Genomic DNA, 14,586 nt, shown 5'->3' with positions numbered 1-14,586 from the left:
ATGATCCTATTTCGACAGCAGAAGGTAGAGCAAGGCCATGCGGATATAGAGGCCGTTCTGGGCCTGCTCGAAATAGCGTGCCCGGGGATCGTCGTCTACATCCTTGGGAATCTCGTCTACCCGGGGCAGCGGATGCATGATGATGGCACTGGGCTTCATGGCCCGGACCCGCTCGGGGGTGAGGATGTACTGGCCGGCAGCCGCCTGGTAGTCCTCGGGGTCGTGGAAGCGTTCCTTCTGGATGCGGGTCATGTAGACGCAGTCCACCTTTGCGACCACCTGATCCAGGTTGGTCTCTTCGTGCCAGGGAACCTGGTTCCTGTCCAGGTAGGCCTTGATATCCCCCTCCATCTTGCAGACCGGCGGCGAGACGAAAGCGATTTCGACCCCCTCGTATTTGGTCAGCAGGTATGCCAGGGAGCGGACCGTGCGGCCGTAGCGCAGGTCGCCCACCATGGCGATCTTCAGCCCCCGGATGCCGTCAAAGGCGTCGACGATGGTGTACATGTCCAGAAGGGCCTGGGTCGGGTGCTGGCCCGCCCCGTCTCCGGCATTGATCACCGGGATGCGGGAGATCTCGGATGCCCGTGCCGCGCTGCCGGCCTCGTTGTGACGCATGACGATTACGTCGGCGTATCCGTTCATGATGCGCGTGGAATCGGCCAGGCTCTCCCCCTTGGCAGCGCTGGAGAACTCGCGGGCATTCTCGGTGGTGATCACCGCCCCGCCCAGGCGCAGCATGGCGCTCTCGAAGGAGAAGCGCGTCCGGGTGGAGGGTTCGTAGAAGAGGGAGGCCATGATGCGGCCTTCCAGGGCTTTGGCAAAACGGCGTTCACCGGACAGATCAGCCTTCATCTGGTCGGCGGTGCGAAAAACGGTTTCCAGCAGGTCGCGGTCGAACTGCTGGGATTCGATGACGTGGTTTAACGGGAAGGCGGCCATCGGGTATCCTCCTGGGCGGTTAATGGGTTGGATGGGTTCGGTTGGTTTGATCCGTTGGGGGTTGAACGGGCGGATCCGGCCAGGGCGTTCAACATGTTTTTCTAAATTCGGTGCCGGCCTTGCCGGCCACCGCCTCGGTAATACGTTCCAGACTGGTGATCAGTGCCCGTTTGCCGCCGCCATGGATGAACTGCATGGCCGCTTCCACCTTGGGCAGCATGGCACCGGCGGAAAAGTGTCCCTCGTTAATGTACCGGGCGGCGGTTTCACGGTCCACCCGTTTCAGGTAGCGCTGGCCGGGTTTGCCGTAGTCCAGGGCCACGCCCGCCACATCCGTGGCGATGACCATCAGATCCACGCCCACCTCGACGGCCAGGCGGGCGCTGGCCAGGTCCTTGTCGATAACGGCGTCCACGCCATCGAAGGTCCGGCCGGCCCGCACCACGGGAATGCCGCCACCACCGCAGCAGATGACGATAAACCCGCTATCGATCAGGGTGCGGATTTCCCGTTTCTCGACGATGGTCACCGGCTTGGGCGACACCACCACCCGGCGGTGGCCCTTGGGGGTCCGGACCGTGGGGTAGGGCAGGCTGGCGGCCTTTTCACGGGAAAAGGCCGGCCCCACGGGTTTGTCCGGATGCAGGAACGCCTTGTCGTTTTTGTCGACCACCACATAACTGATCAGACTGACCAGCGGCTGGTCGTTGATGCCCAAGGCCATCAGGGCCTCGTCCAGGGTCGATTCGATCATGTAGCCGATCTGCCCCTGGGTTTGGGCCACGAGAATTTCCAGGGGCAGCCGGGGCACCGCATCACAGCACTCCTGCTGGAGCAACAGGTTGCCCACCTGGGGACCGTTGCCGTGGGTGATGATGATGCGGTAATCCCGCGATAGACGGGCAATCTGCGCCATGGGGATTTTGAGGTTGGCGAACTGCTCGTCCACGGTGCCGGTTTCTCCCTTGCGGATAAGGGCGTTGCCGCCCAGAGCCACCAGCAGGACGGGCTTTTGCTCGGTTTTTCCCTTGGTCATTCCCTTAAGGTACCATAAAGTTGTCGGGTTTTACCGACCCATATTGCAGAGGAATTCAGAATTCAGAAGTCAGAATTCAGAAGTCAGAAGTCAGAAGTCAGAAGGTGTATTCTGAATTCTGCCCATCACGCTTTCCCGCAGATTTTGAGCAGGATCGCATTCTGGGCGTGCATGCGGTTCTCCGCCTCGTCAAAGACGATCGACGCCTCGGACTCGAGTACCGCGTCGGTGGTCTCCACGCCCCGCTCGGCCGGCAGGCAGTGCATGAAAAGACTCTTTTTGCCGGTGGCGGCCATCAGCTCGCTGTTGACCTGAAATCCCTTGAAGCGGGCCTTGCGCTCCTCGGCCTGATCCTTTTGGCCCATGGAGGCCCACACGTCGGTGTAGACCACGTCGGCATCCTTGACGGCGGCCTTGGGATCGTGACGGATTTCGATTTCGGAGAGACCGGCGGCCCGGGTGTCGGCAACGGTGGTGTCGTCGGGAGTGTAGCCCTCCGGGCAGGCGCAGACAAAGTGAAGCGGCAGGCGCTGGGCCAGGCGCAGCCAGGAGTGCACGATGTTGTTGCCGTCGCCCACGTAGACCACCTTGAGGTCGTCCAGATGGCCGCGGTGCTCCAGGATGGTGAACATGTCGGCCATGATCTGGCAGGGGTGGTTGTAGTCGGTCAGTCCGTTGATTACCGGTACGGAAGCGTATTCGGCCAGCTCGAGGACATGGGCATGGTCGAAAAGCCGGGCCATGATCACGTCGTTGTAACGGGCCACCACACGGGCAATGTCCTTGACGGCTTCGCGCTTGCCGATGGAGATGTCCGACGGTCCCAGGTAGAGTGCGTGGCCGCCCAGGCGGAAAAAACCGGTTTCGAAGGAGATGCGCGTGCGTGCCGAGGGCTTGGCGAAGATCATGGCCATGCTGTGGTCCTTGAACGGCTTGTAATCGTCGCGGTTTTTGAAGCGTGCCTTGACCTCCCGGGCCAGGGCGAAGGTGGCATGGATCTCATCGGCGGTAAAATCGGTAATGTGTAGAAAATCACGTTTCACGGGCCTTCCTCCTTGTTTCGCGGGCGTGTTGCTGTCAGTTTGGCGTCAGTCACGCATCACCGCGTCGATCTGTTCCAGCGCCCACGCCACATCGGCTTTGGTGATCACCAGCGGCGGAGCAAAACGGATGGTGTTTTCATGGGTCTCTTTACACAGCATGCCCTTGCCGGCCAGGCGGTGGCAGAATTGCCGGGCCCCGCCGGCCTCGGGAACCAGTTCCATGGCGATCATCAGCCCGCGGCCGCGGACTTCCCGGATGTGCGGGCTCTGGATCTGCCTGAGGCCGGCAAGGAAATAATCTCCCATTTCGCTGGCGTTTTCAATCATCTTTTCCTCTTTCAGCACCCGCATGGCCGTGCGCGCGATGGCACAGGCCAGCGGATTGCCGCCAAAGGTGGAGCCGTGCTCGCCCGGTTGGAGCACATCCATGACCTCATTGTTGGAGAGCACCGCCGAGACCGGGTAGAAACCGCCGGAAAGCGCCTTGCCCACCAGGGTCAGGTCGGCTTCGATGGCCTCGTGCTCCTCGGCCAGAAGGCGTCCGGTTCGGCCCAGACCGGTCTGGATTTCATCCAGGATCAGCACCACGTTATGCCGGTCGCAGATCGCTCTGACGGCCTTGAGGTATCCGTCCGGCGGGATGATCACCCCGGCTTCACCCTGGATCGGTTCCACCAGGAAACCGGCCGTGTTGGGGGTGATGGCCGCTTCCAGGGCATCGGCATCGCCAAAGGGGACAACCTTGAATCCCGGGGTGAAGGGACCGAAACCGATGTGCGCCGTGGGATCGGTGGAAAACCCCACAATGGTGATCGTGCGGCCGTGGAAATTGTTGGCGCAGACGATGATCTCGGCCTGATCCGCCGGTATCCCCTTGACCTGGTAACCCCATTTGCGCACCGTTTTGATGACGGTCTCCACCGCCTCGGCACCGCTGTTCATGGGCAGTACTTTGTGCGAGCGGGTCAACTCGCAGATCTCCTTGTAGAACGGTCCCAGCTGGTCGTTGCGGAAGGCCCGCGAGGTGAGGGTCAGATGACGGGCCTGTGCCTGCATGGCCGCCATGATTTTGGGGTGGCAGTGTCCCTGGTTGACGGCGCTGTAGGCGGCCAGGCAATCCAGGTATTTCCTGCCGTCCACATCCCAGACCCAGACGCCTTCGCCGCGGGTCAGGACCACATCAAGGGGTTTGTAGTTGTGGGCCCCATACTGGTTTTCAAGATCGAGATAGGCCTGGGTTTGCATGGTTTTTCTCCTTTTTTGGCGTTGGATCGACAAACGGTTGGCTGATGATGGATCGGCAGGTGCCGCCTGCCCGGCATTGGACGTGTGAACGAGCATCCGTGGCCTGTTGTTTCTCAAGGGCCGGTGACGCTTTCACACCGGTTGCGGTAGCGCTTCTTATATGAAGGCCATTTCCCGGTTACCCGTCGCAGGCGGGTCAGTCGCGCGGGGAAAGGTGCTCCAGCAGTTCCTGTGAGGTGTCGCGCAGATGCAAACTGAGCAATCGGGCCATGGCTCTGAGCATTCTGACGCCGATGACCGGGTGGTCCTGGCAGATCTGTTCGAAATGGTCGCGGGAGAGGGTCAACAAGGTCGCATCGGTGCGTGCCCGGACCGTGGCCGTGCGGGAAAAATTGCCGATCACGGCCATTTCGCCGATGGAGCCGCCCGGCGCCTTGACGGCGATCTTCTGCTCCAGGCGGCCGTTGTCGAGCTTCAAGACATCCAGGATCCCCTCGACCACGAAACAGACCTCGTTGCCCGGATCGCCTTCGTTAAAAACGATGTCACCGGCCTCAAGGCGCTGCACATGCATGCGCCCGCTGATCAGATTCAGCTGGTCGGCATCCAGTTCGGCAAAAATGGGGATACCGGAAAGGCAGGCCATAATTGCCTTTTTAAGCACATTTTCAGATTGGGGAATCGCCACCGGTCACACTCCGCTACAGTTGGGGATGAATTGTCAAATCCGACGACTATTTTGTATCCATGGTTATCCCAAGGCGTCCGTGAATGTCAAATACAACCCGGGAACGGTCCAGGGCAATCGCAATTAAAATCAAAAACCGGCCGTTCCTGAACACGCACCATTCCCGAAAGTGGAAAAATGCCAAATGCCAACGCCCAAATGTCAAATGAAGGAAATCTACATGCAATTGCCCTGGGGAACGGTCCCGTCTTGTAATGGGCAAATGATGTCTGATATACCGGTTGGCGCCTTGGATGGCGCATGCTTTTCCCAGAAAACATCAGTGGGCAAAAAGGAGTCGGCAATGGACGTATCAATGTTGCATGGGGCGGATTACACCGTGGAAGAAATGGTTGGCGGCGACCGGGATTATCTTTGGCATCACATCAAGCCCCACCAATGTTTCCAGACCCAGGAGCAGATGATCATTGTGGCGGGCAAGGGCCTGACGGTGACGGATATTCACGGTCGCGATTACCTGGATGCCACCTCCGGCGGTGTCTGGTGTGTCAATGTGGGTTATGGGCGCGAAAGCATTGCCGAGGCGGTGGCGGCCCAGCTCAAACAGATGAGCTATTTTGCCGGCAGTGTGGGAACCATTCCCACCATCAAACTCTCCGCCAAACTGCTGGAGCTGTTACCGGCCATGGGCAAGGTCTACTACTCGAACAGCGGTTCCGAGGCCAACGAAAAAAGCTACAAGCTGATCCGCCAGGCATCGGCCATCGACCCGGCACGGAAAGGCAAGTACAAAATCCTTTACCGGGATCGGGACTATCATGGAACCACGATTGCCGTGCTGGCCTCTTCGGGGCAGGCCGAGCGCAAAACCGATTTCGGCCCGTTTCCGGAAGGATTTGCCCGGATTCCCCACTGCCTGTGTTATCGCTGTCCGTTTGCGTTGCGCTACCCGGCCTGCGACGTGCGCTGCGCCCGCTGCGTCGAGGAGATCATTCTCAAGGAGGGGCCCGACACCGTGGGCGGCCTGATCGTGGAACCCATCACCGCCGGCGGGGGCATCATCGTGCCGGTGGATGAGTATTTTCCCATTCTTCAGCAGATCTGCCGTAAATACGGCCTTTTCCTGGTCATTGATGAGGTGGTGGCCGGATTCGGGCGTACCGGCGCATTTTTCGGCCACCAGCACTTCGATGTGGATCCGGACATGCTCACCCTGGCCAAGGGAATGGCCAGCGCCTACGAACCCATTTCGGCCACGGTGGTCAAACAGGCGGTTTATGACATTTTTCTCAACGATCCGGCGGATCCTGAAAAGCGGCTGAATTTCTTCCGTGATATCTCCACCTATGGCGGTTGTACTGGTGCCATGGCGGCTTCATTGGAGAACATCCGCATCATGGAAGCCGAAAACCTGGTTGAGAACAGCCGCGTGATGGGGGACTACCTGCTCGATCGGTTGAAGACCCTGGCCGATCATCAGGCCGTGGGGGATGTTCGCGGCAAGGGCCTTTTCTGCGGTGTGGAACTGGTTGCCGACAAGAAAGACAAACAGCCACCCAGCGAGGCCCAGATGGGGGCCGTGGTGGATGCGGCCAAGGCCGCCGGCGTTCTGCTGGGGCGCACCAACAACAGCCTGCCCGGTTTCAACACCACCTTGTACTACGCCCCGGCCCTGGTGATCACCCGCGAGGAGGCCGATCGCATGGTGGCGGCCACCCAGGCGGCCATCGAAACGGTCTTTGGCGCCTGATTGCCGGAACGGAAAACCTTAGGATTGAAGGAATACGCAAACTGACCGGTGGTATCGTCTTTACTTCCTTGAATTCATTTTGACAGCCCGAGGCAGCCGCGGTAATATATTTGCCAAGGCTGCCGAATCCGAATCCTCTTTCAGTGCCTTGCCGCAACGCAGCGTTCGCCGCTTCCCGTGACTCATTTCAGGGCCGCCGTAATTCCCATTTTGTCAGATCGAATTCAAGGGAGATGATGCATGCAACCCTATCTGACTGGAATCCAGGCCATCGACAATGGCGGCAGGCGGCGGCTTGGTGATCGGCGCATTCTGGTATCCGTGCCGCCGGGAGCGGAACGGCGGGCAAAATGGGAACGGCGCAGCGGGTTTGACCGCCGGATCCGGCGTGTTCCGGAGTTTTCCGAAGAGCGGCGCCAGAGCGGCGTCCGTCACTCCCCGCAGGGCGATCGTATGTAGCTTGATTTCTTTTTTCGCGGTCATGGACCGCTCATACAGCTTCCTGTAAATGCGCCAATTCACTGATTTTGCTGCAGGTGCTGACCTTGCCTGCGACAATGGTACCCGATATTTGGTTTACATGCGACTGCCCTGTCACTCCCCGTGAACGGGGTTGACGATACCCATTCAACGGACAGAAATCGCCTTAGCGTCCGTCACGCCAGCCCCGCTTCGAGTTTTGCCTTGACACTGGCCACTTTGTCGGCCATGTGCTGATCCCGGTCCGTGCGGGTGCCGAATTTCAGGGTCGTGGTGATCCGTGGCGCCCCCATTTTGTGGACCGCTTCGTGGCAGCGGCGGATGGCCGCAAACACCGTTTCCCAATCGCCCTCGATATTGGTTCCATAGGCATGCAGCTGAACCGTGAGGCCGGCGTCTAAAAGAATTCGTTCGCAGGCCGCCACATAGGTGGAAACCGACACCCCTACCCCCAGGGGAACGATACACAAGTCCGCAATGACGTTCATGGTTGGTCCTTTCGTTCCTTGGTGTTGCCCAACAACAGATGACAGGTGGTCTGGCGGCAGCACCCCGATATTTCGCCACCGTTGCTTTGGTGGTCCCGTCGTAAGTGAAAATTGAGCCAGGAAGAGGTGTGGTTCAGTTCCCACATGCGTGGCGGCACGCATCCGTGACACATTTCGCTGACTTTGTTGTTGCTGGCCAGCCGGGTGTGGGCGCGGAACCAGACACAGCGCCGGTCCGGGTATACTTCGCACATGCCGCCGCGGCTGCCGCCGCAGGCACCGTTGCGGGTGTGTTTGGGGCATCCGGATTCGGGGCACAGAAACCCGACGTGCTGGATGGCACAGTCGCCACATCGCTGGCACCCCAGGAGGCTGAGTTTGATCGGATGCTCGCCCAGATGCATGAACAGCCGGCCGGCAATGCTGTTGTCCAGGGCATGGCTGGCCAGCCGGTATGCCGGTGCGAGTTTTGAATCAAAATTGAAAAACAGATGGTGCGAAAACCGCATCAGCGGGTAGAGCACCCGGTCGACAATTGGTACCGGTTGCCGCTGCTGGCCGAAAACAAGAGCCGTCACCGGCTCGGGCGGGGCTTCGCGAAAGGCGTAAAACCCGCCGGGTTGCGGATCGTTGAATTCAGGCAGAAACTGGATCCAGTCATCCTGGATCGTCTGCATGCGATCCAGAATTTTTCCCACCGTGGAGAAATCCCGGTGAATACCGCCCAGGTGAACACCACGGTATCCCAGCCCCTTGAGTATGGCGCCCAGCCGTGCAGCCCGTTCGATGGCCGCCGCCTGCCCGGCCGTTTTGTCCTGCCACTCCTGCCGGACCGTCGCCAGCAGCGGGTCGGTCACCACCGCGCCGGGTACCCGACCCTGATTCATCAGCTCGGCCGCTTTGGGCGTGAGCACATACACCGATCCAAGGGCTGGTACGCCAAGATCCATGTGCCGTCCGATTTCGATCAGTTCCTGAAATTTGCGGGCATCATAGCCCAGCTGGGTGATGACGAATTGGGCGCCGGCAGCCACCTTACGGCTCAGTTTGGCATACTGGGCCACGCATTCGCCTTCGGTTTTCTTGAACGGCGATACGGCGCAGCCGGTGAAGAAGGCATCCGGATCACCGGCTGCATTGATGCGCTTGCCGATCATCCCGAGCATGATCTGCAGGTTGACCGAGTCCAGATCGAATACCGGCGCGCCCTGGCCGCCGAATCCCTTGCCGGCATAGTCGCCGGTCAGGGCCAGGATGTTTTTCATGCCCATCATGGCCAGCTGCAGGGCCCGGCTTTCCATGCCCACGCGGTTCATGTCCCGGCAGGTGAAATGGACGATGACGTCCATGCCGATGGAAAAGATCCGATAACCGATGGCATCGGGGCTCAAGGACGGGTTGCCGCCGGGATTGTCGGTGATCGAGACGGCCGATATGCGGCCGTCACTGAATGCATCCCTGGCGATGCCCATTACCGTATCCACGGCGCGCCCGGTGGACGCCCGGCCGGGTACCAGTTCCAGGGTAACCACAAACTGCTGTGGGTCTGAAATATCGTTCTGAAAAACGCGTAACATCGAAGATCATCCTCCCAATCATAAATTCTTCTTGAAAAAGATCAGCATGGTCCCTAATCTAACATTTTTGTTTCCGCTGCAAGGGAACCCGACAGACATGAAAGGTGACAGTTGAAGTGAATCGCAGGGATGAAAACAAGTGGCCGGCAATCCTTTTTTTCCTGGCCAGTGGACTCTTTTTTTTCGGATGCGTCTGGTATTTGTGGGCCGGTACCGTAACCCCCGAAAAATACCGGCCGGACGCCGGATCGAAAACCGCATCATTCCAGGACCGGATTGCCCGACCCGATGGTCCCATCATGCTGGTCAGGGATCGCGAAGTCAGGGTGGATGGGGCCCGTATCGTTTATCGCGGCAGCCACGCCGGCCGTCTGCATCTGGATCTTTATATTCTCGCGCTTGATCCGCACTATGGCTACCCCCACCGCATTGAGGAGAAATCCGCTCGGCAAGGCTTTGTTATCGGATCCCATCATTTTCAGTTGATTGCCGCCGGTGACGACAGTATCTGTCTTCGGCGCATGTGAAAGGAAGCATGGCTGCGGGAACGGGGGCGGCGGCCTCCGGGGGGACAGTGGTCATGGGAAGCGCGGGTCCTTTCAGATGGCGGGTTGATGGTGACCGTGATCGATCACTTCGCGGATGGCATGGGAGAGTCGTTCCATATTGAAGGGCTTCTGGATGAACCCGTTGCATCCCCGTTCGATGATGGTCGCCGCATCGCCCATGCTATAGCCGCTGGCCAGGAGCACCTTGATGTCTGCACGCAGGCTGCGCAGGCGGTCGAATACCTCACCGCCACCGATATCGGGCATGATCATGTCCAGAATTACCAGGTCGATCTGCTGCCGGGCACCCCTGAACCGGCGCACCGCATCTTCGCCGCAGTTGGCCCGGATGACGGTGTAGCCCATTTTTTTGAGCATCTTGGTGCCGACATCGAGAATATAGGGCTCGTCATCCACGAGCAGGATGGTTTCCGGTCCTTTTAAAATGCCTACCGGTGCCGGTGCCGGTTCCCTGTCCGCCTCCCGGGAGACCGGCAGGTAGACGCTGAAGGTGGTGCCGCGGCCGGTATGGCTTTCAAAATCGACGATGCCGCCGTGATTTTTGACAATGCCAAAGACCGATGCCAGCCCGAGGCCCGATCCGCTGCCGAACTCCTTGGTGGTGAAAAAGGGATCGAAGATCCGGTGGGAAATGGCCGGATCGATTCCCTTGCCCGTATCGGTGACTGATATGCGTACGTAGTCGCCGTAAGTGACCTCAAAGGGTTTGACGAAGTTTTCGTCGATAGTGATATTCTGGGTCGACAGATAGATATCTCCCTTTTCCGACATGGCCTGCCAGGCATTCAGGTAAAGATTGATCAGTACCTGTTCGATCTGTCCACGATCGGCGGAAACCATGTGCACGTCCGGTGTATAACATTCGTGGATACGGATCGCTTTGCGGGTTCTGCCGAACAGGGCGGCGGTTTCGGCCACCACGTCGTTCAGGTTGACCGGTTTGACCACATACTTTCCGCCGCGGGCAAAACCCAGCAACTGGCGGGTCAGGTTTGCCCCGCTGTCCACCAGTTGTTCGATACTGCGAAGGTTCTCATAATGCGGATGCCCGGATCGAACGTCCAGATACATCAGTGAGACATTTCCCTGAATGCCCATGAGCAGGTTGTTGAAGTCATGGGCGATACCCCCGGCAAGGGTGCCGATGGCCTCCATCTTCTGCGCCTGGTGGAGCTTGCGCTCCACATTTTTCTTTTCGGTAATGTCGATGCTGACGCTCTGGTACTCCATGGGAAGACCGCGTTCGTCAAACAGGGCCCGGTCGGTCCACTGGCGCCACAGGGTCTCTCCGGCGTTATTGTAGGTCTGCTGCTCATAGGTGACCATGGGACTATCGGGGTTCAGGTTTTGCAGCCGTTTTTTCATCTGCTGCCGGTCGGCTTGGGAAAAAAAGCTGTAAATATTGGACCCTGCCAGGGTGTCTTCCCTGAGCCGGAAGTGACTGCGGAAACGCAGGTTGGCGAAGGTGAGCGTACCGCTTGGCAGGAAGCGGCAAACCATGGCCGGCATGTCTCGCGAGACGGATCGATAGCGTTCCTCACTGTCACGCAGCGCTTTTTCGGCGCGTTTGCGTTCTTCGACTTCGTTGCGCAGTTGATCGTTGGCCTGTTCCAGTTCTTCGGTGCGCTGTTGAACCCGTCGCTCCAGCCGGTCGTTGGCCTTCATCATCCCGGCTTCGGCATGCTTGCGGGCGGTGATGTCGTGGGTCACGACCACGGCGTGGGTCACCTGCCCGCTGTCGTCACGATAGGGGTTGTAGGTTACCTGGTAGCAGCGCAATTCCCGGCCGTCAAATTTGAACCAGTCCTCAGAACTGGTGACATTGCCGGCAAAACAGGTATCAATCTTGGGTTTGATAATCCCTTCGAACTGTGTTTTGCCCCAGACATCGGCAACCGATTGACCGACCAAGTCATCGCGACGCTGTCCCCTGGCCCGGCAATAGGCCTGGTTGACGCTTTCATAGATGTAATTCCGGTCAATCATGGTGAGTAGTTGATCAGCCGCATTGGCGATGAACTGAGTTTTTCGCCAGGCCTTTTTCTCATTTTCCAGTGCCTGCAGCTTCTGGCGAAGGAGCCGGTTTTCGGATGTCAACTCGTCTATGCTGGAGGTATGCGTCATTTTCGGCCGGTCCTGACCATTGTCGCGGATCAGGTTGATATTTTTGTTTATGGGGCTAGTCTGATACTACCATTGCCTATCCATAGAACGGATGCCCCTGTTTCGTCAACATATGCTTGCAATGGCGTCAGGATGGCCGCATTCGAATTGGAATTCGCCTTATCGTTGCTCTCGCTTTCGGATGGATGAATGCCAAATGCCGGCATCCAAATTTCGGGTTTGTGTTAGAAACCGATTAAAAGCAAGAATTTTTATTGACATCCCATGGAACAACACTATATTAGCGCACCAGCAAGTTGATCGGTAGTCGAAGGTCCCCCATCTGGTGCGGTCATTGCCAAATGCGGGATCTTTTTTTTATTATTATACCCATTGAATTGAACCGAGCGCCCAAACCGTCAATATCGCGCTCATCACCAGAGGACATCATGGCAACACGTATCGACAAAATCAGGAATATCGGTATCAGTGCCCATATCGATTCGGGCAAAACCACCCTCACCGAACGAATTCTCTTTTACACCAAAAGAATTCACGCCATCCACGATGTGAAGGGCAAGGACGGTGTCGGCGCCACCATGGATTCCATGGAATTGGAGAAGGAGCGCGGCATCACCATCGCCTCGGCAGCGACCTATTGTGAATGGAAACAGCACGAAGTCAACATCATCGATACGCCCGGCCACGTGGATTTTACCATTGAGGTGGAGCGCAGCCTGCGCGTGCTGGACGGCGCCATCCTGGTCCTCTGCTCGGTGGGCGGGGTGCAAAGCCAGTCCATTACCGTTGACCAGCAGATGAAACGTTACAAGGTTCCCTGCATTGCTTTTGTCAACAAGTGCGATCGCAGCGGCGCCAATCCCTTCCGCGTGATCACACAGCTCAAGGAGAAGTTAGGCCACAACGCGGTGGCCATGCAGATTCCCGTGGGCCTAGAAGCCGACCATGAAGGCGTGGTCGACCTGGTTACCATGAAAGCCCTCTATTTTGACGGGGATAATGGTGAGAACATTCGGATTGAGGAGATCCCGGACGCGCTCAAGGACCTGGCTGATGAAAAACGGGAAGAACTGCTCGATGCCGCCTCCATGTTTTCCGATGAGCTGACCGAAGCGGTGCTCGAGGAAGCCCCGATTTCAGAAGAACTGCTGATCGACGCGGTACGCAAGGGAACCCTTTTGCGGCAGATCACCCCGGTGTTTATGGGGTCGGCTTACAAAAACAAGGGGGTTCAACCCCTTCTGGATGCGGTGACGACGCTTTTGCCCTGCCCGGCGGATATACAGAACCATGCCTTGGACCTGGACAAGGACGAATCCCAGGTCCCGCTTGTTTCCGATCCAAAGGCGCCTACCGTTGCCCTGGCGTTCAAGCTCGAAGATGGCCAGTACGGCCAGTTGACCTATATCCGCGTCTACCAGGGCAGACTGGCCAAGGGCGATACGGTGATCAACGTGCGTACCGGCAGAAAGGTCAAGATCGGCCGCCTGGTGCGCATGCACGCCAATCAGATGGAAGACATCGACGCCATCTCGGCGGGATACATCGGCGCCCTGTTCGGCGTTGACTGCGCTTCGGGCGATACGTTCAGCGATCCCGGGCTGAGCCTGACCATGACTTCCATGTACGTTCCGGAACCGGTGATTTCCCTTTCCATCGTTCCCAAGGACAACAAGGCCGAGATCAACATGTCCAAGGCCCTGAACCGCTTTTCCAAAGAGGACCCGACCTTTCAGACTTATGTGAGCGAAGAGACCGGCGAGACGATTATTTCCGGCATGGGTGAGCTGCACCTGGATGTTTACATCGAGCGCATGCGCCGGGAGTACAAGGCCGAAGTGACCACCGGTGCGCCTCGCGTGGCCTACCGCGAAACCATCACCCGTCGGGCCGAATTCAACTACACGCACAAGAAACAGACCGGTGGCTCCGGCCAATACGGGCGTGTGGCAGGCTACATCGAACCGGTGGAGGGTGAGGATTTTGTTTTTGTCAACGAGATTACCGGCGGGTCCATTCCGACCCCGTATATCCCGGCCTGCGAGAAGGGCTTTCGCAACTGTTTGGCCAAGGGCCCCAAAATGGAATTCCCGGTCACCGGCGTTAAGGTGGTGATCAATGACGGTGCGTCGCACAGTGTGGATTCATCGGACATGGCCTTCCAGGCCGCCGCCCGGGGTGCGTTTCTCGAAGGCTACATGAAGGCCGCACCGGTCATTCACGAGCCGATCATGAAAGTGGCCGTGGAGACGCCCACCGAATACCAGGGCCCGGTAATGGGCTCCCTGAACCAGCGTCGTGGAATGATCGTGGGATCCCAGGAAGAGGGGCCCATGTGCGTCATCGAGTCCCAGGTTCCTCTTTCCGAGATGTTCGGCTACTCGACCGTCCTGCGCTCCCTGACCCAGGGAAAGGCCCAGTTTACCATGGAGTTTGCCACCTACCGGCAGGTCCCCCAGAGCATTTCCGAGGAGATTGCCAAGAAACGTCAGGAAGAGAAAAAGAACGTTGCCTGATCAGACCATGTGTCTTGCTGCACATCATCAAACCAATCGATCCATGGGTGCCTCCGTTGTTGAACTGCCGGTCGAAAGAGCGATCATCGATTTTTCCCGGCATTCCAACAGGGCCAGGATTATCCAGT

At 58.4% G+C, this 14,586-nt stretch carries 12 protein-coding genes; 4 read left to right on the top strand and 8 right to left on the bottom strand.

Annotated elements, in window-relative coordinates:
- Positions 1-6 precede the first annotated feature (6 nt).
- The 5 genes from pyrB to GN112_RS09890 all read right to left on the bottom strand — a co-directional run bounded on the left by pyrB (position 7) and on the right by GN112_RS09890 (position 4,954).
- Positions 7-942, bottom strand: coding sequence for an aspartate carbamoyltransferase (gene pyrB, locus GN112_RS09910; protein WP_155310068.1), 936 nt, complete (start codon positions 940-942; stop codon positions 7-9).
- Positions 943-1,030: 88 nt separating this feature from the next.
- On the bottom strand, positions 1,031-1,978 hold the full coding sequence (locus GN112_RS09905) for a carbamate kinase (RefSeq protein ID WP_155310067.1): 948 nt from the start codon (positions 1,976-1,978) through the stop codon (positions 1,031-1,033).
- A gap of 125 nt (positions 1,979-2,103) precedes the next feature.
- On the bottom strand, positions 2,104-3,021 hold the full coding sequence (gene argF / locus GN112_RS09900) for an ornithine carbamoyltransferase (protein WP_155310066.1): 918 nt from the start codon (positions 3,019-3,021) through the stop codon (positions 2,104-2,106).
- A 45-nt stretch (positions 3,022-3,066) separates the two neighbouring features.
- A complete protein-coding gene (gene rocD, locus GN112_RS09895; protein WP_155310065.1) occupies positions 3,067-4,266 on the bottom strand; it encodes an ornithine--oxo-acid transaminase in 1,200 nt (399 codons plus the stop codon).
- A 196-nt stretch (positions 4,267-4,462) separates the two neighbouring features.
- Entirely contained in the window at positions 4,463-4,954 is a 492-nt protein-coding gene (locus GN112_RS09890; RefSeq protein WP_155310064.1) for a cyclic nucleotide-binding domain-containing protein, read from the bottom strand.
- A 343-nt stretch (positions 4,955-5,297) separates the two neighbouring features.
- Here GN112_RS09890 and GN112_RS09885 point away from each other — a divergent pair, with 343 nt between their 5' ends.
- Both GN112_RS09885 and GN112_RS09880 read left to right on the top strand, forming a co-directional pair.
- Positions 5,298-6,704: an aminotransferase family protein gene (locus tag GN112_RS09885; RefSeq protein ID WP_155310063.1), complete on the top strand. Its 1,407-nt coding sequence runs from the start codon at positions 5,298-5,300 to the stop codon at positions 6,702-6,704.
- 240 nt (positions 6,705-6,944) lie between these two features.
- The gene (locus GN112_RS09880; RefSeq protein WP_155310062.1) at positions 6,945-7,163 is read left to right on the top strand and encodes a hypothetical protein; all 219 of its coding nucleotides are present in this window, start codon (positions 6,945-6,947) and stop codon (positions 7,161-7,163) included.
- Positions 7,164-7,360: 197 nt separating this feature from the next.
- On the opposite strand, the gene GN112_RS09875 is transcribed toward GN112_RS09880, so the two are convergent.
- Positions 7,361-7,672, bottom strand: coding sequence for an MTH1187 family thiamine-binding protein (locus tag GN112_RS09875; RefSeq protein WP_155310061.1), 312 nt, complete (start codon positions 7,670-7,672; stop codon positions 7,361-7,363).
- Positions 7,669-9,249, bottom strand: a complete 1,581-nt coding sequence (locus tag GN112_RS09870) for a methylenetetrahydrofolate reductase C-terminal domain-containing protein (RefSeq protein WP_155310060.1) — start codon at positions 9,247-9,249, stop codon at positions 7,669-7,671. Before GN112_RS09870 ends, GN112_RS09875 begins: the two co-directional genes overlap by 4 nt.
- A gap of 116 nt (positions 9,250-9,365) precedes the next feature.
- Between GN112_RS09870 and GN112_RS09865 the strand changes: the two genes are divergently transcribed.
- Positions 9,366-9,776 (top strand): hypothetical protein, encoded by a 411-nt coding sequence (locus GN112_RS09865; protein WP_155310059.1) that lies wholly within the window; start codon positions 9,366-9,368, stop codon positions 9,774-9,776.
- A gap of 72 nt (positions 9,777-9,848) precedes the next feature.
- Here GN112_RS09865 and GN112_RS09860 read toward each other — a convergent pair whose 3' ends face one another.
- Positions 9,849-11,942, bottom strand: a complete 2,094-nt coding sequence (locus tag GN112_RS09860; RefSeq protein WP_155310058.1) for a PAS domain S-box protein — start codon at positions 11,940-11,942, stop codon at positions 9,849-9,851.
- Between the two features lie 428 nt (positions 11,943-12,370).
- On the opposite strand from GN112_RS09860, the gene fusA reads away from it, so the two are divergent.
- Positions 12,371-14,458, top strand: a complete 2,088-nt coding sequence (gene fusA, locus GN112_RS09855; RefSeq protein WP_155310057.1) for an elongation factor G — start codon at positions 12,371-12,373, stop codon at positions 14,456-14,458.
- Positions 14,459-14,586: the final 128 nt, after the last annotated feature.

It is taken from the genome of Desulfosarcina ovata subsp. ovata, from assembly GCF_009689005.1.
GTDB classification, from domain to species: domain Bacteria; phylum Desulfobacterota; class Desulfobacteria; order Desulfobacterales; family Desulfosarcinaceae; genus Desulfosarcina; species Desulfosarcina ovata.
This window is presented reverse-complemented; position numbering and strand designations above follow the sequence as displayed.

Coding starts and splice junctions, on each gene's coding strand:
- GN112_RS09870 (WP_155310060.1), bottom strand. CDS start 9,249: ATGTTACGCGTTTTTCAGAACGATATTTCAGACCCACAGCAGTTTGTG.
- GN112_RS09885 (WP_155310063.1), top strand. CDS start 5,298: ATGGACGTATCAATGTTGCATGGGGCGGATTACACCGTGGAAGAAATG.
- GN112_RS09880 (WP_155310062.1), top strand. CDS start 6,945: ATGCAACCCTATCTGACTGGAATCCAGGCCATCGACAATGGCGGCAGG.
- GN112_RS09905 (WP_155310067.1), bottom strand. CDS start 1,978: ATGACCAAGGGAAAAACCGAGCAAAAGCCCGTCCTGCTGGTGGCTCTG.
- pyrB (WP_155310068.1), bottom strand. CDS start 942: ATGGCCGCCTTCCCGTTAAACCACGTCATCGAATCCCAGCAGTTCGAC.
- GN112_RS09875 (WP_155310061.1), bottom strand. CDS start 7,672: ATGAACGTCATTGCGGACTTGTGTATCGTTCCCCTGGGGGTAGGGGTG.
- fusA (WP_155310057.1), top strand. CDS start 12,371: ATGGCAACACGTATCGACAAAATCAGGAATATCGGTATCAGTGCCCAT.
- rocD (WP_155310065.1), bottom strand. CDS start 4,266: ATGCAAACCCAGGCCTATCTCGATCTTGAAAACCAGTATGGGGCCCAC.
- GN112_RS09860 (WP_155310058.1), bottom strand. CDS start 11,942: ATGACGCATACCTCCAGCATAGACGAGTTGACATCCGAAAACCGGCTC.